Annotated in this window: 21 protein-coding genes; 7 read left to right on the top strand and 14 right to left on the bottom strand. The window is 68.6% G+C overall.

Features of this window, described 5'->3' with window-relative positions:
* From MCHUDSM44219_RS27765 to lepA, 8 genes are all read right to left on the bottom strand, one after another.
* On the bottom strand, positions 1-1,279 hold a 1,279-nt coding region (locus MCHUDSM44219_RS27765), incomplete at its 3' end, for an MCE family protein (protein WP_082162429.1).
* Positions 1,276-2,304 (bottom strand): MCE family protein, encoded by a 1,029-nt coding sequence (locus MCHUDSM44219_RS27760; RefSeq protein WP_048421501.1) that lies wholly within the window; start codon positions 2,302-2,304, stop codon positions 1,276-1,278. The genes MCHUDSM44219_RS27760 and MCHUDSM44219_RS27765, both read right to left, overlap by 4 nt.
* A complete protein-coding gene (locus MCHUDSM44219_RS27755; protein WP_048421500.1) occupies positions 2,301-3,623 on the bottom strand; it encodes an MCE family protein in 1,323 nt (440 codons plus the stop codon). The genes MCHUDSM44219_RS27760 and MCHUDSM44219_RS27755 overlap by 4 nt, the downstream gene beginning before the upstream one ends.
* A 4-nt stretch (positions 3,624-3,627) precedes the next feature.
* Positions 3,628-4,461 (bottom strand): ABC transporter permease, encoded by an 834-nt coding sequence (locus MCHUDSM44219_RS27750; RefSeq protein WP_048421499.1) that lies wholly within the window; start codon positions 4,459-4,461, stop codon positions 3,628-3,630.
* On the bottom strand, positions 4,458-5,228 hold the full coding sequence (locus MCHUDSM44219_RS27745; protein WP_048421498.1) for an MlaE family ABC transporter permease: 771 nt from the start codon (positions 5,226-5,228) through the stop codon (positions 4,458-4,460). The genes MCHUDSM44219_RS27750 and MCHUDSM44219_RS27745 overlap by 4 nt, the downstream gene beginning before the upstream one ends.
* Before the next feature lie 496 nt (positions 5,229-5,724).
* A complete protein-coding gene (locus tag MCHUDSM44219_RS30105) occupies positions 5,725-5,862 on the bottom strand; it encodes a hypothetical protein (protein ID WP_156090909.1) in 138 nt (45 codons plus the stop codon).
* A 313-nt stretch (positions 5,863-6,175) separates the two neighbouring features.
* Positions 6,176-6,826 carry a sensor domain-containing protein gene (locus MCHUDSM44219_RS27740; RefSeq protein ID WP_048421497.1) on the bottom strand — a complete coding sequence of 217 codons (651 nt, stop codon included), beginning with the start codon at positions 6,824-6,826 and terminating at the stop codon, positions 6,176-6,178.
* Positions 6,827-6,833: 7 nt separating this feature from the next.
* Complete coding sequence (gene lepA / locus MCHUDSM44219_RS27735) at positions 6,834-8,744, bottom strand: translation elongation factor 4 (RefSeq protein WP_048421496.1); 1,911 nt, start codon at positions 8,742-8,744, stop codon at positions 6,834-6,836.
* A 44-nt stretch (positions 8,745-8,788) separates the two neighbouring features.
* Between lepA and MCHUDSM44219_RS27730 the strand changes: the two genes are divergently transcribed.
* A complete protein-coding gene (locus tag MCHUDSM44219_RS27730) occupies positions 8,789-9,376 on the top strand; it encodes a type II toxin-antitoxin system PemK/MazF family toxin (RefSeq protein ID WP_048421495.1) in 588 nt (195 codons plus the stop codon).
* A gap of 10 nt (positions 9,377-9,386) precedes the next feature.
* Here the strand turns inward: MCHUDSM44219_RS27730 and MCHUDSM44219_RS27725 are convergent, their stop codons facing one another.
* Genes MCHUDSM44219_RS27725 through MCHUDSM44219_RS27715 form a run of 3 tightly spaced genes read right to left on the bottom strand, consistent with a single transcriptional unit; the run spans position 9,387 to position 12,183 of the window.
* The gene (locus tag MCHUDSM44219_RS27725) at positions 9,387-9,992 is read right to left on the bottom strand and encodes a GNAT family N-acetyltransferase (protein WP_048421494.1); all 606 of its coding nucleotides are present in this window, start codon (positions 9,990-9,992) and stop codon (positions 9,387-9,389) included.
* A gap of 11 nt (positions 9,993-10,003) precedes the next feature.
* The gene (locus MCHUDSM44219_RS27720) at positions 10,004-11,104 is read right to left on the bottom strand and encodes an LLM class flavin-dependent oxidoreductase (protein WP_048421493.1); all 1,101 of its coding nucleotides are present in this window, start codon (positions 11,102-11,104) and stop codon (positions 10,004-10,006) included.
* Positions 11,101-12,183 carry an LLM class flavin-dependent oxidoreductase gene (locus MCHUDSM44219_RS27715; protein WP_048421492.1) on the bottom strand — a complete coding sequence of 361 codons (1,083 nt, stop codon included), beginning with the start codon at positions 12,181-12,183 and terminating at the stop codon, positions 11,101-11,103. The genes MCHUDSM44219_RS27720 and MCHUDSM44219_RS27715 overlap by 4 nt, the downstream gene beginning before the upstream one ends.
* 148 nt (positions 12,184-12,331) lie before the next feature.
* Here MCHUDSM44219_RS27715 and MCHUDSM44219_RS27710 point away from each other — a divergent pair, with 148 nt between their 5' ends.
* From MCHUDSM44219_RS27710 to MCHUDSM44219_RS27695, 4 genes are read left to right on the top strand one after another with little or no spacing between them, the layout of a single operon-like run.
* Complete coding sequence (locus tag MCHUDSM44219_RS27710; RefSeq protein ID WP_048421491.1) at positions 12,332-13,333, top strand: methionine ABC transporter ATP-binding protein; 1,002 nt, start codon at positions 12,332-12,334, stop codon at positions 13,331-13,333.
* Entirely contained in the window at positions 13,330-14,019 is a 690-nt protein-coding gene (locus MCHUDSM44219_RS27705) for a methionine ABC transporter permease (RefSeq protein WP_048421490.1), read from the top strand. Before MCHUDSM44219_RS27710 ends, MCHUDSM44219_RS27705 begins: the two co-directional genes overlap by 4 nt.
* A gap of 20 nt (positions 14,020-14,039) precedes the next feature.
* Positions 14,040-14,942: a MetQ/NlpA family ABC transporter substrate-binding protein gene (locus MCHUDSM44219_RS27700; RefSeq protein ID WP_048421489.1), complete on the top strand. Its 903-nt coding sequence runs from the start codon at positions 14,040-14,042 to the stop codon at positions 14,940-14,942.
* 35 nt (positions 14,943-14,977) lie between these two features.
* Entirely contained in the window at positions 14,978-16,336 is a 1,359-nt protein-coding gene (locus MCHUDSM44219_RS27695; RefSeq protein WP_048421507.1) for an NtaA/DmoA family FMN-dependent monooxygenase, read from the top strand.
* On the opposite strand, the gene MCHUDSM44219_RS27690 is transcribed toward MCHUDSM44219_RS27695, so the two are convergent.
* Entirely contained in the window at positions 16,323-16,751 is a 429-nt protein-coding gene (locus tag MCHUDSM44219_RS27690; protein WP_048421488.1) for a CBS domain-containing protein, read from the bottom strand. The genes MCHUDSM44219_RS27695 and MCHUDSM44219_RS27690 overlap by 14 nt on opposite strands.
* 84 nt (positions 16,752-16,835) lie before the next feature.
* Here MCHUDSM44219_RS27690 and MCHUDSM44219_RS27685 point away from each other — a divergent pair, with 84 nt between their 5' ends.
* Positions 16,836-17,411 carry a mycothiol transferase gene (locus MCHUDSM44219_RS27685; protein WP_048421487.1) on the top strand — a complete coding sequence of 192 codons (576 nt, stop codon included), beginning with the start codon at positions 16,836-16,838 and terminating at the stop codon, positions 17,409-17,411.
* A 36-nt stretch (positions 17,412-17,447) separates the two neighbouring features.
* Positions 17,448-18,308: a ribonuclease Z gene (locus tag MCHUDSM44219_RS27680; RefSeq protein ID WP_048421486.1), complete on the top strand. Its 861-nt coding sequence runs from the start codon at positions 17,448-17,450 to the stop codon at positions 18,306-18,308.
* On the opposite strand, the gene MCHUDSM44219_RS27675 is transcribed toward MCHUDSM44219_RS27680, so the two are convergent.
* A complete protein-coding gene (locus MCHUDSM44219_RS27675) occupies positions 18,292-19,131 on the bottom strand; it encodes a transglutaminase family protein (protein ID WP_048421485.1) in 840 nt (279 codons plus the stop codon). The two genes, MCHUDSM44219_RS27680 and MCHUDSM44219_RS27675, sit on opposite strands and share 17 nt — an antisense overlap.
* Complete coding sequence (locus MCHUDSM44219_RS27670) at positions 19,132-20,106, bottom strand: alpha-E domain-containing protein (RefSeq protein ID WP_048421484.1); 975 nt, start codon at positions 20,104-20,106, stop codon at positions 19,132-19,134.
* Between the last annotated feature and the right edge of the window lie 10 nt (positions 20,107-20,116).

Here is a 20,116-nt window from a genome sequence, read left to right as displayed (position 1 = left end):
CCTCGACGATCTGCGGGACCGCGTTGGGCCCCTGCACGACGGTGTTGCGCACCTCGAACCGCACCGCGGGCAGCGGCTCGCGCAGCGGGTAGCAGCCGGTCGGCCCCGGCAACGGGAGTCCGGGAGGGCCGCAGCCTTGATCGCCCGCGTTGCCGGTGATCGCGTCGGGCAGGGTCAACCGCGGCTCGCCGCCCTGACCGGTGCGCGGGAACGGGACCGGCAGTGCCGGAGTGCCGGGCTGCCCGACGCCGGGGTCGACGAGCTCGGAGGGCACCTTGACGGCGGGATCGAGCCCGAGATCGGAGAACGCCGCATCGATGAACGGCTGCGCGAACTGTCCTGGCAGCAGGTTCACCAGCGAGGCCTTGAAGAACGGACCCGACCCCAGCACCTCGCCGAACGACATCGCGTAGCGGCGCAGCAGATACAGGGTCCGTTGCAGCTCCTGCTTGCGGTTGTCGAGGATCTCCAGAACGCCGTTGAGCTTGTCGACCGCGGGCTTGAGCGCGGTTCTGTTGTCGGCGACGAGGCCGGAGATCTGGTGGGACACCGCGGTCAGGTTGGTCATCAACGCGTCCACCGAATCGCGTTGCGCGAGAACCTCGGTGAGCAGCGCATTGCTGTTGGCGACCAGCTGGGCGATCTGGTCGCTGCGCTTGGCCAGCACGGTCGTGACCGTGTTGGCGTCGGCGAGCAGGTGGCGCAGCTGGGCGTCGCGGGCGTTGAGGGTGTCGGAGAACTGGGCGACGCTTCGTAGGGCGTCCCTGAGTTGCGGTGGGGTGTCGGCGAACGTGTCGGCCAGTGTGGTGAGCGACTGGGAGAGCTGGCTGGTGTCCAGCGCGCTGATGGTGGTGGTGAGATCGCCCAGGGCGGTGGGCAGGTCGTACGGAGAGGTGGTGCGCTCCAACGGGATGGCGCCCGAGAGCGTGCCGTCCCCGCGCGGTGTCAGCTCGAGCATCTTGGTGCCCAGGACGGTCTCGGTCTTGATCGCGGCTTCGGTGCGGTCCCCGAGGTCGACGGTGTCGCCGACGGTGAAGTCGACGCGCACCGTGGTGCCGTCGAGGGCCACATCGGACACGCGGCCCACACTCATGCCCGACACGCGCACGTCGCTGCCGGCCTTGATGCCGCCCGCCTCGGTGAAGAACGCGGAATAGTCGTGCGAGCGTTTGATGAACGGCAGTTCGTCGTAGGAGAAGGACGCGACGACGACCGCGACGAGCACCCCGATGCCGACGGCGCCCACGGCGAGTTTGTTGCGTTCGGCGAGTGGCTTCATTTCGGGGTGCACCGTCCTGTGTCCTGGCCGGCCACCTTCACGAAGACCGGTTGGCCGCCTTTACCGTTGAGCTTGAGCACCGCGTCGCAGAGGTAGAAGCCGAAGTAGTCTCCGTAGAGGCCCTGCCGGGCGAGAATCTGGTAGGCATCCGGCAGGGTCTTCACTAGATCGTCGACGTAGTCGCGGTCGGCCATCACCTGCCCCGCCACCCGGTCGGTCTGGGCGACCGTCTGTTTGATCGGTTCTCGGGCCACGGTCAGCAGATCGGCGATCGATCCGGCGGCGGCATTGATGTACGCCACGCCGGTCGAGATGTCGTCACGGCGGTCGGCCAATCCCTGTGCGAGCTGCGAGAGCTTGTCCAGCCCTTCGCCGAACTGGTCGTCGTGTTCGGCGAAGGTGCCGAGGACGGTGTTGAGGTTGGTGATCACCTGGCCGATCAGTTCGTCGCGGCCCGCCAGCGTCGACGTCAACGTCGAGGTCTGCGCCAGCACCGAGGAGATCGTGCCGCCCTGGCCCTGGAACACACGCAGCAGTTCCCCGGACAGGGCGTTGACCTGGTCGGGGTCCAGGGCACGGAACAGCGGGCGGAACCCGCCGATGAGGGCGTCGACGTCGAGCGCGGGCGCGGTCCGGGCCAGCGGAATGGTCTGTCCGGGTTCGAGTTTGCGCACCCCGCCCGGCCCGTCCTCGAGCGCCAGGTAGCGGTCGCCGATCAGGTTCTCGTAGCGCACCACCGCGCGTGTGCCCTCGGTCAGCGTGAGGTTCCTGTCGATGGCGAACTCGACGGTCACGGTGCCGTCCTTGTGCAGCGACATGTCACGGACCTTGCCGACCTCGACGCCGGCGATGCGCACGAAGTTGCCGCCCTTGAGTCCGGACACATTCGAGAAGACCGCTTGGTAGGTGGCGCGCGAGTCGAATCGGAAGTTCCCGAACACGGTGACGAGCGCGAACATGAACACCAGACAGACGGCCGTGAACGCGGCGACTTTGGCGGCGACGCGCGGGAGTCGGGCCCTCACGGTTGACCGCCGGGCGGGGGCGGAGCCACCGGAGCGCCGTAGGGCGGTGCGCCCGGGTAGGCGGGGGCCGGCCCGGGTGCGGGACCCCCGGGATACCGGATCCGGGGTGGTTCCGGATCGGCCTTGGTGACGGGGAAATAGTTGGCGATACCCGGGAAACCGATACCGGGATTGGGCCGGACATCCAGACCGGTGCCGAAGCCGGTGTCGGTGACCAGATACTTGACCGGGAAGTTCTTGCTGACGTCGGGCAGGGAGCCGCAACTCGGTTTGCCGCCCGGACCACCGGTGGCGTTGGTCTTCGGCAGATTGTCGGGATAGCGGTACGCGTCGTCACCGAACAGTAGCGCCGCGTCCATGATCACCGATTTGCCGTTGCCGCCCAGTGCGTCCCGGCCGCCGTGATCGAGGAACCACTGCGCGCCTTGCAGCAGGCAGGTGTAGGTCGGGGAGTATTTCATCAGCAGTGCCGTGGTGGGGTCGAGGATGTTCATCGCGCGCACCAGGGCGCTCTGATTGCCGCCGATCGTGTCGATTCCCGCGCGGGAGAAGCCGACCGCCGAGAGCAGCAGCGTGTCGAGGTCCGCGGCACGGGCGGTGATCGTGGTGCTCGTCGTCGAGAAGGAGTCGAGCACGGACAGGATGTCCTGGGCGGCCTCGGAGTAGGCCTGCGCGGTCTGGCCGAACAGTTGCCAGTCGCGTCGCACGGTGGACATGCGTGGGTTGACCGCCAGCAGAACGTCGTTCGCGCTCGTGATGGCCTCGCCGAGCACCTGGCCCCGGCCGCGCAGCGACTCGGCGACCGCCGACAGGACGGCGTTCAGCTTCGCCGGATCGACCGCACGCACCACCTGGGTCAGGTTCTCGAACACGGTGTTGACCTCGACGGTGACGTTGCGGGAGGGCAGCACCGCGCCCGGTTGGAGTGGTGCGCTGCTCTGCGCGCCGGGCGGCACGATCAGGTCGACGTACTTCGCGCCGAAGGCCGTGCTGGACTTGATCTCGGCTTCCACATTGCTCGGGAGGTACTCGAACGGTCCGGGATCGATCTTCAGCTGCAGCGTCGACAGATTCGCCCCGGCGCCGGTCTCGGTGCCGATCGCGTCGACGCGGCCGATCTCGACGCCGCGCAGCTTCACCTTGGCGCCGTCCTCCATCACCAGGCCGGACCGGTCGGAAACGAGCGTGACCGGAACGCTGCGCCTCAGCGAACCGGAGAAGAGCAGCGCCGTCATGATGCTGATCGCGATCACGACGAGCGCGAGCACGGGCGCCCACCAGATGGGGTCGATGCCGCCGCGGCGGGGTGAGTTGTCCATCCCCTCACCCCGACAGGTGGAAGTTCCCGGACTGCCCGTACACGGACAGCGTGATGGACAGCAGCACGAAAACCGTTGCGGTGATCGAGGTCCGGACAGCCCGCCCGACAGCCTCCCCCACGCCCGCCGGTCCGCCGGTGGCGGTGAACCCGTAGTACGTGTGCACCACCATCACCGCCGCCGCCATCGACAGCGCAGCGATGAACGACCACAGCAGGTCGCTGGGATGCAGGAAGGTGGAGAAGTAGTGGTCGTAGACGCCCCGGGACTGTCCGTAGATGACCGTGGTACCGAATCGGGTGGCCAGGAACGACATCAGCACCGCCACCGTGTAGAGCGGGATCACCACGATGACGCCGGCGACGATGCGGGTCGACGCCAGGTAGGTGACGGCCCGGATACCCATCACCTCCAGTGCGTCGATCTCCTCGTTGATGCGCATGGAGCCCAGCTGGGCTGTCGCGCCGGCGCCGATGGTGGCCGCCAGTGCGACGCCGGCGGTGGCCGGGGCGATGAAACGGACGTTGAGGAACGCGCCGAGAAAGCCGGTGAGCGCTTCGATTCCGACGTTGGACAGCGTGTTGTAGCCCTGCACGGCGATCAGCGCACCGGTGGACAGCGTCAGGAAGCCGATGATGACGACGGTGCCGCCGATCACCGCCAGCGCGCCGGTGCCCATGCCCATCACGGCAATGAGCCGCAGCACCTCACCCGGGTAGCGCCGGATCGCATCGGCCGTCGAGGCCAGCGCGTGCCCGTAAAACGCCGTCTGCTCCCCCAGCTGCCGGGTCCGGTCGACGACGCGCTCGCGGGTGGACGGCCGGTCCTGCACCGTCATGGCGCGACCTTCACGCCGAAGGCGGTCGCCAGGATGTTGATCAGGAACAGCGCCATGAACGCGAACACGACGGTCTCGTTGACGGCGTTGCCGACCGCGGTCGGCCCCCCGCCCACGGAAAGCCCTTTGTAGCAGGCGATCAGGCCCGCCGACAGTCCGAACAGCAGAGCCTTGACCAGTGAGATGATCACCTGGGGCAGCCCGGTGAGCAGCGTCATGCCGAACACGAACGCTCCCGGCGTCACGTGCTGCACGTAGACGACGAACACGTAGCTTCCGGTCAGGCCGACGACGGCGACCACGGAGTAGAGCATCAGCGCGACGAAGGTGGCCGCGACGACGCGGGGCACCACGAGTGCCTGCACGGGATTGACCCCGATCACCTTCATCGCGTCGATCTCCTCGCGGATGGTGCGGGCACCGAGGTCGGCACACATCGCGGTGGCGGCCGCTCCGGACACCACGATCGCGGTGACCACGGGACCCACCTGCGTCACCGAGGCCAGCGCGGCGCCGGCGCCGGAGAGGTCACCGGCGCCGACCTCGATCAGCACGATGTTGAGGGTGAACACGATGAGCACGGTGTAGGGAATGGACAGCACGAGCGTCGGCACGATCGACACCCGGGCGACGAACCAGATCTGCTCGATCAGTTCGCGCCAGGCGAACGGGGGCCGCAGCATGGCAGCGAAGGTTTCCCCGGCGAGGACGAAGAAGTCGCCGACGGCCTCCACCGTCCTGGCGGATCTGGCCACGCTGACGGCCATCGGGTCTCCACTTCTTCGCCGTTGTCGAACGGAACGGGAGTCTAGAGCGCGCCACGGCGGCGTCGACCCGGTCGACGGGTACCCGTGCACACCGATTCAGCAACCGCCATCGCGTTGTCGCCGAGGTCAATTCCGCCCGTCGCCCATCCGGCCACGTCGTGGGGGTCGAGCACCGCCGACCCGCGCGGCCACCACTGCGGCGCCGCTGCTGTGCGCGGATCAAGGATCATCGCGAGCCGAAATGCGGCACCGGTTCCACCGCGCGACGACGGGCGTAACCCGTGTTATCCCATGCGCTTTCCGGAAGGGACAGCAAAGATTTGACCACCCAGCGTCGGTGACGGTGCCGCCGACGCTCGACAAGCGCGCGGAATGCCGGGGATTGCCGCGCGCCGCTGTGCAGACGCGCGCGCTCGCGGAAGGGTGCCCCCGCGCAGGCGGACGGTGGCGGGGCACGGCAACGCCTGCGGGCCGCCGTCAGGTCTCGCCGCGGGGTTCAAATCAGGGCGATCAGAACTCCGCCGACAAGCACCGCGGCCGCACCGAGCACCAGGGTCAGCCACGCCCACGTCGCCGACACGCCCGCCGAGGCCGTCGCCTCGGCGATCCACCACGGTGTCGTCGGATCCTCCACGGGCGCGACCGTACCGCGCGGCCGAGCCGCCCCACAGTTCTGGGACCACGTCGCCCTTCAGAAGCGGCAAGCGATTCCGTTGCCGTGCACCATGTTTCCCGTCGGATCCGGATTAAGATCGCGCTGCGCGCATTGTGGCGAGCGTGCGTGTCTGTTGGAGACACACCGTCTAGATTCACGAGTTTCCGCACACTCGCGCCGATCCTCCACTGCTCCCGCACTCACGACGCTGGCGACCAACGTGCGTGGACTCGCGAAAAACCGCGGCGTGTCGGTCACAGACACGCACGCTCGCGGGCAAAGGTGAGGAGGCTCAGGCCGAATCGGCGTTGGCGATCATCGCGGCGACGACCGCCGCGCCCTGGTTGCGGACGTTCGCGCCACACACCAGCGCCTCGACGACCCGGGCGGCCGCCGCTCCCATCGCATGCTGGCAGCGCCCGTGCACCGAGTTGGTGGACGACTGGCTGACGATGCCGTCGCGAACGTCGACCGGTTCGAGATTCCAGGTCGACGGGGTGGCCCCACCCTGCCTGATCGGGGTGCCGGAACACGCGCTCCACGACAGCTTGGCGAGCTCCAGAAGGTGCTGCGCCTGCTGCGGTGAGCCCACGACCACCACGCTCTGGGCGACCGAGTCGCCGTCGCCGGGCCCCTGCGCCATCCGGGTCAGCGCCGCGGTGGTCCCGGCGTCCCGGTAGACGTTGGCCTCTGCGGTGCGCACCGTACCCGCGCAGCCCGGAGGCACGGTGCCGGCCGCGAGTTCGTCGGTCATCTCCCCCGTGTCGGGCTCACTCCGAATTCCTTTGCTGCCCAACACGTCATCGAGATCGACGTCGCTGAGCAGGATCGAATCAAGACCGCCCGCCGGGGCGGCGACGGGCGTGCCCTCGACCCCGGCACCGCATCCCGTCACGATCGCGGCCAGCAGGACGACGACTCCGCGGCTCCCCCTCCGCAGCATGACGGACCTACTTCTTGGCCTTGTCCGAGGCGGCCTCGGTCGACAGCGCCGCCACGAACGCCTCCTGCGGGACGTCGACCCGGCCGATCGTCTTCATCCGCTTCTTGCCTTCCTTCTGCTTCTCCAGCAGCTTGCGCTTACGCGTGATGTCACCGCCGTAGCACTTGGACAGCACGTCCTTGCGGATGGCCCGAATGTTCTCGCGGGCAATGATCTTCGAGCCGATCGCGGCCTGCACCGGCACCTCGAACTGCTGGCGCGGGATGAGTTCCTTGAGCTTGGTGGTCATCTTGTTGCCGTACGCCGAGGCGCTGTCCCGGTGGACGATCGCACTGAATGCGTCGACGGCCTCGCCCTGCAGCAGGATGTCGACCTTGACCAGCGCGGCCTCCTGCTCGCCCGCCTCCTCGTAGTCGAGGCTGGCGTAGCCGCGGGTGCGCGACTTCAGCGAGTCGAAGAAGTCGAAGATGATCTCGCCGAGCGGCATCGTGTACCGCAGCTCGACCCGTTCGGGCGACAGATAGTCCATCCCGCCGAGCTCCCCGCGTCGGGACTGGCACAGCTCCATGATCGTGCCGATGAACTCGCTGGGCGCGATGATCGTCGTCTTCACCACGGGCTCGTAGACCTCACGGACCTTGCCCTCGGGCCAGTCCGACGGGTTGGTGACGACCATCTCCGTGCCATCGTCTTTGACCACGCGGTAGACGACGTTGGGCGAGGTGGAGATGAGGTCGAGATTGAACTCCCGCTCCAGCCGCTCGCGGGTGATCTCCATGTGCAGCAGACCGAGGAAGCCGCAGCGGAAGCCGAAGCCCAACGCCACCGACGTCTCCGGCTCGTAGGTCAGTGCCGCGTCGTTGAGTTGCAGTTTGTCCAGAGCGTCGCGCAGCACCGGGTAGTCGGATCCGTCGACCGGGTAGAGCCCCGAGTAGACCATCGGCCGGGGTTCGCGGTATCCGGTCAGCGGTTCGGTGGCGCCGTGGCGGGCTGCGGTGACCGTGTCACCGACCTTGGACTGGCGGACGTCCTTCACGCCGGTGATCAGGTAACCCACCTCGCCGACGCCCAGCCCGTCGGAGGCCTTGGGATCGGGTGAGACGATGCCCACCTCGAGCAGCTCGTGGACGGCGCCGGTCGACATCATCTTGATGCGTTCGCGCGGCACGATCTTGCCGTCGACGACACGGACGTAGGTGACCACGCCGCGGTAGGTGTCGTACACCGAGTCGAAGATCATCGCCCGCGCCGGGGCGTCGGCGTCGCCGATGGGGGCCGGCACCTGGCGGACCACCTCGTCGAGCAGTTCGCGCACACCCTCGCCCGTCTTGCCGGACACGCGCAGCACGTCCGACGGCTCGCAGCCGATGATGTGCGCGATCTCTCCGGCGTACCGGTCAGGGTCGGCGGCGGGCAGATCGATCTTGTTGAGCACCGGGATGATCGTCAGGTCGCGATCGAGCGCCAGGTAGAGGTTCGCCAGCGTCTGCGCCTCGATGCCCTGCGCGGCGTCGACGAGCAGCACCGCGCCTTCGCAGGCCTCCAGCGCGCGAGACACCTCATAGGTGAAGTCGACGTGGCCGGGCGTGTCGATCAGGTGCAGGACGTGCTCTTCGTCACCGACTTTCCAGGGCAAACGCACGTTCTGCGCCTTGATCGTGATGCCCCGTTCCCGCTCGATGTCCATCCGGTCGAGGTACTGCGCCCGCATGTCGCGGTCGGCGACCACGCCGGTGAGCTGCAGCATCCGGTCGGCCAGGGTGGATTTGCCGTGGTCGATGTGGGCGATGATGCAGAAGTTCCGAATCAGCGCCGGCGGGGTGAAGGTCTTGTCGGCGAAACTGCTAATCGGGAATCTCCTGGTGAGCGCGGTACGGGTACCGGAAACGGCCAGTCCAGAGTAACGAGCCCACCCCATCGGGACACAATCGACCGATTCGGCGACGCCTAGACTTGGCGGCTATGGCGTCGTCGTCCTCGCCCTTCAAGACCTTCCAGAGGTTGGTGTTCTCCGAAGCGCCCAAGCTCGTACGGCACCTCCAGCGCTCGCAGACCCTGCAGCGCGGGATCGCCCAGGGCATCCGCATCGGTCTGGACGCGATCGCCGGCGCCTCCACCGCGCCCCAGCCCGCCCTGCCCGCCGGCCGCCCGGTGTCGAACACCTTCGTCCCGACCGCGCACCGGGCCCGCAGGGTGGTCTACGCCCCCGACCTGGACGGCCGCGCCGACCCGGGCGAGATCGTGTGGACGTGGGTGGTCTACGAGGACGACCCCACCCGCGGCAAGGACCGGCCGGTGCTGGTGGTCGGGCGTGACCGCAGCGTGCTGCTGGGCCTCATGCTGTCGAGTCAGGACCACCACCGCGAAGACCCGAACTGGGTCGGCATCGGCTCGGGATCCTGGGACTACGAGGGCCGGGCCAGTTGGGTGCGCCTGGACCGCGTGCTCGACGTGCCCGAGGAGGGCATCCGGCGTGAGGGCGCGATCCTCGAGCGCGCCACGTTCGAAGCCGTCGCGGCCCGCCTGCGCGCCGAATACAGCTGGAGCTAGTCCGGGAAGCTCAGCGCGGCGCGCGCCACATCTGCCACATCGTGGGGCCGCCGCCGGGCACGGTGAGCTCGCCGGTCACCTCGAACCCGAACCGCAGGTAGTAGCCCACGTTCGACTCCTTGGTCGACTCCAGGTACGCCGGGGCGCCCTCGGCGTCGCAGCGGTCCAGCCGCGAGGCCATCAGCGCCTGACCGAACCCCGCGCCCCGCACGTCGGGATCGCTGCCGATGACGGCGAGATACCAGTGGGGTTCCTCGGGGTGGTGTTCCTTCATCAGCTCGGAGACCTCCATACCGCGCTTGGCCTCGCCGCGCATCGCCAGCAGGAAGCTCGGCATCATCGCGAGGTCCTCGCGCGTAGTCGTCTTCCACCGGCCCGGCGGGTCCCACAGTGCCGCGGCACCGACCTTGCCGGCGCGGCCTGCCACCTCCACGGCCTCCCCGGCGAGGAAGTGGTGCCGCGTCATCGCGGCGAAGATGCGCGGCAGCGCACTGGTCCGTCGGGCGTCGTCGGGCACCATCCACATCATCACCGGATCGTCGAAGAACGCCCGCCCCAGCACACGGGAGAGTGCCTTGACGTCCGGTCGGCGGGCCGCGGCGACATCGATGGTCACGCGGAAAAACCCTACGCCGCGGAGCCGATCCGCAGAAGCGGCACCACGCCCTCGCCGACGTGGCGGATCTCGTCGATCTGCGGATACCCGGAGAGGATGAACTCGGTCGCTCCGACGTCGACGTAGCGGCCGAGCACAGCGGCGACGTCGGTGTAGCTGCCGACGGCGGCGGTGCCCGCGCCGTCGCGGACCAGGCTGGGTCCCGCCCACAGGCCCGGCTCGATCTCGAGGCTGCGGGCGTCGCGCAGTACCCCGTCGGTCAGGGCCGCCATCCGCCGCTGTCCCTCCGACACGCTCGCGGTGTAGCGGGCATGGGCCTGCGCCACCTGGTCGGGTGTCAGGTCGGCGAGCAGTTCCTCGGCCCGCCGCCAGGCCTGTTCGGCGGTGGGCCGGGCCACGGTGTGCAGGCGCACCCCGAACCGCAGGGTGCGGCCGTGCTCTGCGGCGGCTGCGCGGACCCGGTCGAACTTCTCGGCGACCTGCTCGGGCGTCTCGCCCCAGGTGAGGTAGACATCGGCGTGCTCGGAGGCCACCGCGATGGCCTCCGGCGACGAGCCGCCGAAGTAGACGGTCGGCCGGGTGGTGACCGGGTAGGCGGTCTTGGCGCGCTCCACGGTGTAGAACTCGCCGTCGAACGAGAACTCGTCACCGGACAGGATGCCGTGCACGATGGTGAGGAACTCACCGGTGCGCCGGTACCGCGCGGACTTGTCGACGTCGTCGCCGAAGCGGCGCATCTCGGCGTCGTCCCCGCCGGTGACGACGTTGAGCGCCAACCGGTTTCCGGTGAACCGCTGGTATGTGCTGACCTGCTGGGCCGCCAGGGTCGGGGAGAGCACCCCCGGCCGGAAGGCGACCAGGAACTTCAGCGCGCGGGTGTGCTGGGCCAGCGCCGCGGTGGCCAGCCAGGAATCCTCGCAGTAGGAACCGGTGGGGGTCAGGGCGGCCTCGAACCCGAAATCCTCGGCGGTGCGCGCGAGCGTGGTCAGGTTCTCCAGCGACGGCTCCAGGTAGGACGGCACCCGGGCCCCGGCGCCGGCCTGGTTGTCCGCGATCGTGGCGGTGTCCCCGTGGGTGGGCAGATACCAGTGCATCCGCGGTGCGCCGCTCATGACGCCGCCCGGCTGCGGGTCGTGAGGCGCTCGACACGCGGGATGATCTCCGCGGCAAAGCGTTCCATCTCCGCTTCGAAGGGTTGGAAGGCCAGCATGAAGGTCTCGATCCCGTCGTCGTGCCAGTCCAGGATGCGCTGCGCGACGGTGTCGTAGTCGCCGACGAGACCCGCGGCGGTTCCGCCGTTGGGTCCGATGTGCGGACGTTCCCGCAGCCGCTGCCACATCACCGATGCCGGGTCGGTGTCGGTGCTGAAGCGTTCGATCGTGTCGCCGTCGCCCGCCTTGTCCGCGGCGTTGAGTTCCCAGTGGTGGCGCAGCAGGTCCTCGGCCTCCCCACCGGTGGGCGCGGTGACGACGAACGCCGCCAACCCGAACCGGATCGGGTCGAGACCGGTTCGCGGGCGCCGCCGCACATCGGCGAGGAGATCTCCGGCCTCGGCCCGCGACTGCCCGTTGAGGAACAGCACGTCGGCCTCGGCCGCGGCCAGGTCGCGCGCGGGTGCGGACTCCCCGCCGAGATAGATCCGGGGCCGGCGCCGGTACGTGCCGGTGGGGTGCAGCACGAAGTCGTCGACGTGAAAGTACTTGCCGTGGAACGTCGTGCGCTCCCCCGCGAGCAAGCGGCGGACGATGTGCAGCCACTCCGACCCGTACACGTAGCGCTCGCCGTGCTCGAGCATGCCGATGCCGGAGCGTTCGAGATCGGGGATCCACCAGGCGTTGACGACGTTGACGGCGAACCGGCCGCCGCTGATCTCCTCGATGCCCTGGGCCTGCTTGGCCAGGATCGTCGGGTGGATGATCGACGGCTTGACCGCCGCGATGATCTCGATGGTCTCCGTCAACGCCGCCGCCGCGGCCGCCGCGCTCCATGCGTCGAGTTGGTCGAGCGACTCGTCGAGCGGGTTCATGGTGTGCTGCGCGATCAGGGTGGAGTCGAACCCCAGCCGCTCGGCGAGCAGGATCTGATCGCGCACCCGTCGCCATGACGCGTCGACCGGATCGTCCGGATGACAGAGGGCGGCCATCGTGCCGTGGACGTTGGCCCACACCCCGAACCGGGGACGGTCAGTCATGGGTCGAACGTCGCATCTTCGGCGGCGCGCACGCCAGGGTTAGGGCCACGGTGATCCGAATTACGCTGCGCCCGTTCGAATACCAGTTCAGATCATGGCGATCCCTAGCCTGGGCGCAGTCGGCGTCGGCACCGTAGCTTCGTCAGCCGTGATCGAGATAGAGAACCTGACGAAACGGTTCGGTGACCGCACCGTCCTCGACGGCATCAGCCTGTCGGTGGCCGACGGTGAGATCCTGGCCGTCGTCGGCCCCAGCGGTGCGGGCAAGAGCACGCTGTCGCGCTGCATCAGCTTCCTGGAACGTCCCACCAGTGGAACCGTGCGCGTCAACGGCAAGGACTTCACCACACTCTCGGCCGAGGACCTCGTGGCGGCCCGACGCAACATCGGGGTCATCTTCCAGACTGCACCCCTGTTGCGCCGCCGCAGCGTCGCCCAGAACGTCGCACTGCCGCTGGAGTACCTCGGCGCCACCGCCGCGTCGGTCGACCGGCGCGTCAGCGAACTCCTCGAGCGTGTCGGCCTGACCGACCGCAGTGCCGCGTTCCCCGGGCAGCTCTCCGGCGGGCAGAAGCAGCGAGTGGGCATCGCGCGCGCCCTCGCACTCGGTCCGTCGCTGCTGCTCTCCGACGAGGCGACATCGGGACTCGATCCGGCCACCACCAAGTCGATCCTGGCTCTGCTCAGTCATCTTCGCGACGAGTACGGCCTGTCGATCATCCTGATCACCCACGAGATGGAGGTGGTGCGCGAGATCGCCGACTCGGTGGCCAGGATCGCCGACGGACGCATCATCGAGAGCGGGTCGGTCGAGGACATCATCCTCGACCCGGAATCGCTTCTGGCCCATGAACTGCTACCCGACCGGCCGAGTGTGCCGCTGCGCGGCGACGGCGAAGTGTGGGAGGTCTCGTATGCCTCGCGCGACGTCCCGCTCGACTGGCTCACCTCGATCCAGGACGCGCCCGGCCTGTCAGGCACCCGGGTCAGCGTGCTGAGCGCCAGCGTGGAGTCGATCCGCGGAATCGCCGTCGGCCGAGCGGTGCTGGCGCTCTCGCCGGGCGCGCCGTCCGGTTTCGCGCGCTACCTGACCGAGCGCGGGCTGCACGTCCGGACAGCCGCACGCCCGTCCGCGGAGGCCGCGGCATGACCACGTCCCTGTTCGCGCAGGAGGACTTCAGCACGCCGTGGCACAAGGTACCCGAGTTGCTGCTGCCCGCCTACGTGGAAACCTGGCTGATGGTCGGCATCACGATGGTGCTGGTGGTACTGATCGGCATCCCGGTCGGGGTGATCCTGCACAACACCTCCGATCTGGGGCTGCACCCCAACCCACGGGTGTTCGCGGTTCTCAACACGGTCGTCAACATCGGCCGCTCGCTGCCCTTCCTGATCCTGATGGCGGCCATCATCCCGGTGACCCGCTTCCTGGTGGGCACCACGATCGGTATCCCCGCGGCGATCGTGCCGATGACCACCGCCGGCGTTCCGTTCTTCGCCCGCCTGGTCCAGAACGCCCTGCGGGAAGTGCGCTCCGACGTCACCGACATGGGCCAGGTGTCGGGCGGCTCCACGTTGCAGGTGATCCGCACCGTGCAGCTGTCCGAGGCGCTGCCCGCCCTGGCGGGCGCCCTGACCGTGAACACCATCGCGATGATCGACTACTCCGCCATCGCCGGATCCATCGGCGCCGGCGGCGTCGGCAACCTCGCAATCACTTACGGATACAACCGTTTCGACGACAACATCATGATCGCCACGGCGGTCTCGCTGATCATCACCATCGCCGTTGTCCAATTCGTCGGCGACCGCGTGGTCAAAGCCCTCACCCCGTAACAGGCACCGGAAGGAAACCCATGACCGACCAGATCAGCCCGCCCTCAGGGTCGGGTCTCGACATCGAGATCAAGAAGAAGAAGCGCTGGCCGTGGATCGCGGCCGCGGCCGTGGTCGTCCTGGCCATCGCCGGGGGCATCTCGTATGCCCAGTTCTCCAACAAGGACAAGCCGTTCGGCACCAACCTGCCGGTGGCGACATGGAGCACCGACATCGCCGCCGAGAACCTGCTCAGCTACATCGCCACCAACATCGCGCCCGACCACGGGATCACCATCGAACCCGTCAAGATCGACAACCTCATCGAGATCAACCGTGCCGTCGACGCCGGCACGGTCGCGGGTAACTTCTTCGAACACCAGCCCTTCCTCAACGACGCGATCGCCGCCAACGGGTTCCAGCTGACGCTGGCCGCGCCGACGTTCACCTGGGATCAGGCCACCTACTCCGACAAGTACCGCAGCTGGGACCAGGTGCCGAGCGGCGCCAAGATCGCCCTGCGCGACGACCCCGCCGGACAAGCCATCGCGCTACTGGACCTCGCCCACGATCAACAGATCACGCTCAAGCCCGGCAAGGACACGCTCGCGGGACTGCCCCAACTCGACGACATCGCCACCAACCCGAAGAACTACCAGTTCGTTCAGGTTCCGATCGGCCAGCTGGCCCGCAGCCTCGCCGACGTCGACGCCGTGGTGGTGCACATCTCCGATGTCTACGCCGCAGGGCTGACCGAAGAGCAGATCCTCGCCCGCGAGCCCGCACCGAAAGGCAGCGAGGGCGGCCTGGTGGTCAGCAACAAGCACATCGACGACCCCAACGTCCAGAAACTCATCGACACGTTCAAGGATCCCCGCATCGCCGAGTTCCTCGAGACCACCGACAACAAGCTGATCCGGGACACGCTGGGCCCGATCTCGTGAGCGCGCAACGGCCGCTGTTCTATTCGGCCTTCGTGATGAACACCGCATCCCATGTGCTGCACGGGTTGTGGCGGGCACCCGAGGCACGCAACCACGAGTTCAACAAGCTGCGGCACTGGACATCACTGGCCGCCAGCGTCGAGAAGGCCGGTTACGATCTGCTGTTCTTCGCCGACGTGTTCGGATTGCGAGCGCCGTGGAACGGCAACTGGCGCAAAGCCGTCGAGGGCGGAATCCAGGTGCCGGTCAACGATCCGTCGTCACTGGCCTCGGCGCTGGCGGTCGTCACCGAGAACCTCGGCATCGTGTTCACCAGCTCGATCGTGCAGGACCATCCGTTCAACTTCGCGCGCAAGATGTCCTCGCTCGACCACTACACCGACGGGCGGCTCGGCTGGAACGTCGTGACGAGCTTCAACGCCAACATGTTCCGCAGCTTCGGGTACGAGGGCACCCTGAGCCACGACGAGCGCTACGAGTGGGCCTACGAGTACGTCGACGTCGCCTACAAGCTGTGGGAGGGCTCCTGGGACGAGGATGCGCTGGTTCAGGACAAGGAACGGGGTGTGCACTCCGATCCGGCCGGCATCCATCGGATCAACCACGTCGGCAAGCGCTATTCGGTGGAGGGTCCGCATTTCTCGTCCCCGTCGCCGCAGCGCACCCCGGTGCTGTTCCAGGCCGGCGCTTCGCCCGCGGGACAGCTGTTCTCGGCGCGCAACGCCGAGGGTGTGTACATCAGCAGCCCCGACCCGGCGGCCGCGTACGCGCTGACGTCCGAGACACGCGCGCTGGCCGCCGAGCACGGCCGCGACCCCGACGACATCGCGTTCGCGCAGGGGTTGTCCTTCGTCGTCGGCGACACCCACCGCGACGCGGTGCGGCGCCATGACGAGATCAAGCGGTATCTCGATCTGGAAGGCGTTGCGCTGCATGCGCTCGGCGATGCCGGCGTCGACGCCGGCCACCTGCCCCTGGACACGCCGATCAGCCGGCTCGGCGAGTTCACCGGCGTGCAGGGCTTCGCGCGGTGGGCCGCCGAGGCGTCGGGCAATGCCGAGCCGACGATCCGCGACCTGGCCTGGGTGCTCGAGGGCGCCAACCGGGTGGTCGGCACCGCCGAGGAGATCGCCGACCGCCTGGAAGAGTGGCGGGAGGCCGGCGTCAACGGCATCAACGTCTACCACGCGACGGTGCCGGGCTCCTTCCAGGAGACGGCCGACCGCCTGTTCCCGACGCTGCGGGAACGTGGCCTCATCGCCACCGACAAGTCGGGGACGTTGCGCCACAAGCTGCTCGGGCGCGGCGACCGGCTGCCGGCATCGCACCCGGCGGCGGCCTACCGCGGCGCGTTCAGCGACAACACGCTGCGCGACCCCGTCATCCCTGGGTGATGTAGGCCTGCAGGCGCTGCTGCTCGGTCTCCAGCTCCTCCATCCGCGTCTTGACGACGTCCCCGATGCTGACGATGCCGCGCAGCCGCCCGTCGACCATGACGGGGACGTGGCGGACCCGGTTCGTCGTCATCAGCGCGCTGAGGCTGTCCACCGAGTCGTCCGGTGAGCACGTCGCCACCAGCGTGGTCATGATGTCGGCCACCGGGCGGCGCAGCAGGTCGGCGCCGACCTCGTGCAGTCCCCGCACCACGTCGCGCTCGGACACGATCCCTTCCAGGCCGTCGGCCGAGACCACGACCATCGCGCCGATGTTGTGCACGGCCAGTTCTGTCAGCAGGCCCGCCACCGATGTCTCCGGGGTGATCGTCGCCACGGACGCCCCCTTGGTGCGCAGCACGTCGGATATCCGCATCACGACCTCCTTGTGATGCGGCTCACAATACGCCGGGACAGATCGCCGCAGACCGAAACCGGTGGCCGCCTATAGTCCGGTGCGATGACCGACACGCCCTGGGAGCCGCCGCTGGCGGGTTCGGAACTCGAGCACCTCGTCGGCGCGCTCGAGCGGCTGCGCACCACGTTCCGCTGGAAGGCCGACGATCTCGACGCCGCAGGACTTCAGGCACGTGTCGGCGCCTCGACGCTGACGCTGGGCGGTCTGCTCAAGCACCTGGCCTTCGCCGAGGACGTGCTGTTCACGGACAAGCTGACCGGAGAACCGATCGGCGATCCGTGGGAGTCGGAGTGGGCCGACCTCGCCGAGGTGCCGGAGGACTGGGAGTTCACCTCCGCGGCGGGGGACCCGCCGGACCGTCTGTACGCGTACTGGGACGAAGCGGTGCAGCGGTCCCGACGCCGACTGCAGGACGCGCTGACCCGGGGCGGGCTCGACCAGCTGGTGCACATCAGCGGACCCGACGGCCGGCACGCGAGCCTGCGACGCCTGCTCTGCGATCTGATCGAGGAGTACGGCAGGCACACCGGGCACGCCGACCTTCTGCGTGAAGCCGTGGACGGCCGCACCGGCGAGGATCCGCCGCCGGGATGGGCGCCCGCCTCCGGCACCGTTTAGGCCGCGCCGGATCACCGGTCGCGGTATACCTGGCCCATGATCGAAGTGACGCTGCTCGGCACGGGCAGCCCCATTCCGGATCCACGGCGCGCCGGACCGTCGACGCTGGTGCGCGCCGGCGGGCAGACCTTCCTGGTGGACTGCGGCCGCGGCGTGCTGCAGCGCGCCGCCGCGGTCGGCGTCGGCGCCAACAACCTGACCGCGCTGCTGCTGACGCATCTGCACAGCGACCACATCACCGACCTGGGCGACGTGCTGATCACCCGGTGGGTGGGCAACTTCGCCCCCGACCTGACCCCGCTGCCGATCATCGGGCCGCCCGGTACCGCGGAGGTCGTCGAGAACACGCTCAAGGCGCTGCAGTTCGACATCGGTTACCGCATCGCCCACCACGCCGACCTGACGACGCCCCCACCGGTCGAGGTCGAAGAGGTCACCGAAGGGGTGGTGTGGGGCCGGGACGGCGTCCGCATCCTGGTCGCGCCGACCGACCACCGGCCCGTCGCACCCACGATCGGTTTCCGCGTCGAACACAACGGGGCGTCGGTGGTTCTGGCCGGGGACACCGTCCCATGCCCGACGCTGGACGAACTGGCCGCAGGCGCAGGGGCGTTGGTGCACACGGTGATCCGCAAGGACCTCATCGACCCGATGCCGATGCAGCGCATCCGCGACATCTGCGACTACCACTCGTCGGTGCAGCAGGCCGCCGAGACCGCGACGCGGGCCGGGGTCGGCATCCTGATCCTGACCCACTACGTGCCGGCGCTGGTGCCCGGGCAGGAGGAGGACTGGCGTGCGCTGGCGGCGACGGCGTTCGACCGTCAGATCGAGCTCGGCGACGACCTGCACCGGGTCGAGGTGCACCCGGGGGTGTGCGTCAAGCCAGCCGGGTGATCTCGACGACGACGTCGAGGTCGGTGGACCCCTCCCCGGAGTAGATGCCCTTGAGCGGCGTGACGTCGGAGTAGTCCCGTCCCACCCCGACACTGATGTACTGCTCGTTGATCTCCGCGTCGTTGGTGGGGTCGTAATGCCACCACTCGCCCGTCCACGCCTGGATCCATGCGTGGCTCTGCCCGTCGATGGTGTCCCCGATCTTCGCGTTGCGCTTCGGATGCAGGTAACCCGACACATACCGGGACGGAATCCCCATGCCGCGCAACAACATCAGCGTCAGATGCGCGAAGTCCTGGCACACCCCCTTGCCCTCCCGCAGCGCGTCCACCCCGGAGGTGTGCACCCCGGTGGTGCCGGGGACGTACTGCAACTCCCCCTGCACCCAGCGCGCCGCCTCGATCACGGCCTCGGCCGGATCGTGGTACTTCGCGATGCGACGGCCGACCCGCTCGATGCGCTTGCTCGACGGGACGTAGTGCGTCGGCGCGAGCACCTCGTCATACCGGTCGATGACCGCCTCGCCGGCCAGGTCGGCCCAGGACACCTTGTCCTTGGGCGCCTCGGGACGATCGGTCTCCACCACCGAGGACGACGTCACCTCCAGCTCGGTGTGCGGGGCGTGCAGGTCGAACGCGGTGACCGCGGTTCCCCAGTAGTCGACGTAGCGGTAGGACCGGGTGGCCGGCACCGTCTCGACACGGTTGAGGATGACGTTCTGGCGAGAATCCGAGCGCGGGGTCAACCGGGCCTCGTTGAACGACGCGGTGACCGGCGATTTGTAGGCGTATCCCGTCGCGTGCACCACGCGCATCCGCCACATCTAGATCTCCCCTTCTTCGATCACCAGAGCATTGCGTCCCGCATCGGTCCACGCGACCCACGGAGCGGAGTGGAAGTACTGCAGCGCCAACGACTCTCCCACATCGAAGACCGTCGTCTGCAGCGACGCGAGCCGCTGCTCCAGCGACTCGAGCAGCACCCCCGGCCGGAGGAACTCCAGCTCGCTGCGGGCCCGGCCGAGCAGCCGCTGCGCTTCCGCGGTGGCACCGAGGCGGCCGTGCGGACGGTTCATCAGCTCGTCGAGGCTGTGCTCGGCGAGCTTGAGCGAGTAGAAGATGGACCGCGGGAAAAGCCGGTCCAGCAGCATGAATTCGACCACCCGGCCGGCGTCGAGCACGCCGCGGTAGGTCCGCAGATAGGTGTCGTGGGCGCCTGCCGACCGCAGCAGCGTCACCCACGCCGGCGACGACGCACTGTCCCCGACGCGGGACAGCAGCAGACGCACGGTCATGTCCACCCGCTCCAGCGCGCGGCCCAGCACCATGAAGCGGTAGCCGTCGTCCCGCGACAGCGTGGAGTCCGCCAGCCCGGCGAACATCGCCGCGCGCCCCTCCACGTAGGACAGGAACTCGTGCGGGCCCAGGCGTTTGGCGGCCCGCTCCCGCTCGGGCAGCGCGTTGTAGGTGGTGTTGAGGCACTCCCAGATCTCGGTGGAGGTGACTTCGCGTGCGCCGCGGGCATTTTCGCGGGCCGCGGAGATGGCCTCGACGATCGAGCACGCACCGTAGGTCTCGCGGCTGAACGCCACGATGTCGGTCAGCGACCACACGTCGAGGTACCCGTCGGGCGGCTCGATCCCGAGCACCCGCAGCAGCGTGCGCGACGCCTGATTGGGGTCGACGCTCGAGTCCTCGAGCAACTGGTGCACCGTGACGTCGAGGATCCGGGCCGTGTCGTCGGCACGCTCCACATAGCGCCCGATCCAGTAGAGCGATTCCGCGTTTCTCGCCAGCATCGTCGAAGCC

Source organism: Mycolicibacterium chubuense, from assembly GCF_001044255.1.
Taxonomy (GTDB): domain Bacteria; phylum Actinomycetota; class Actinomycetes; order Mycobacteriales; family Mycobacteriaceae; genus Mycobacterium; species Mycobacterium chubuense.
This window is presented reverse-complemented; position numbering and strand designations above follow the sequence as displayed.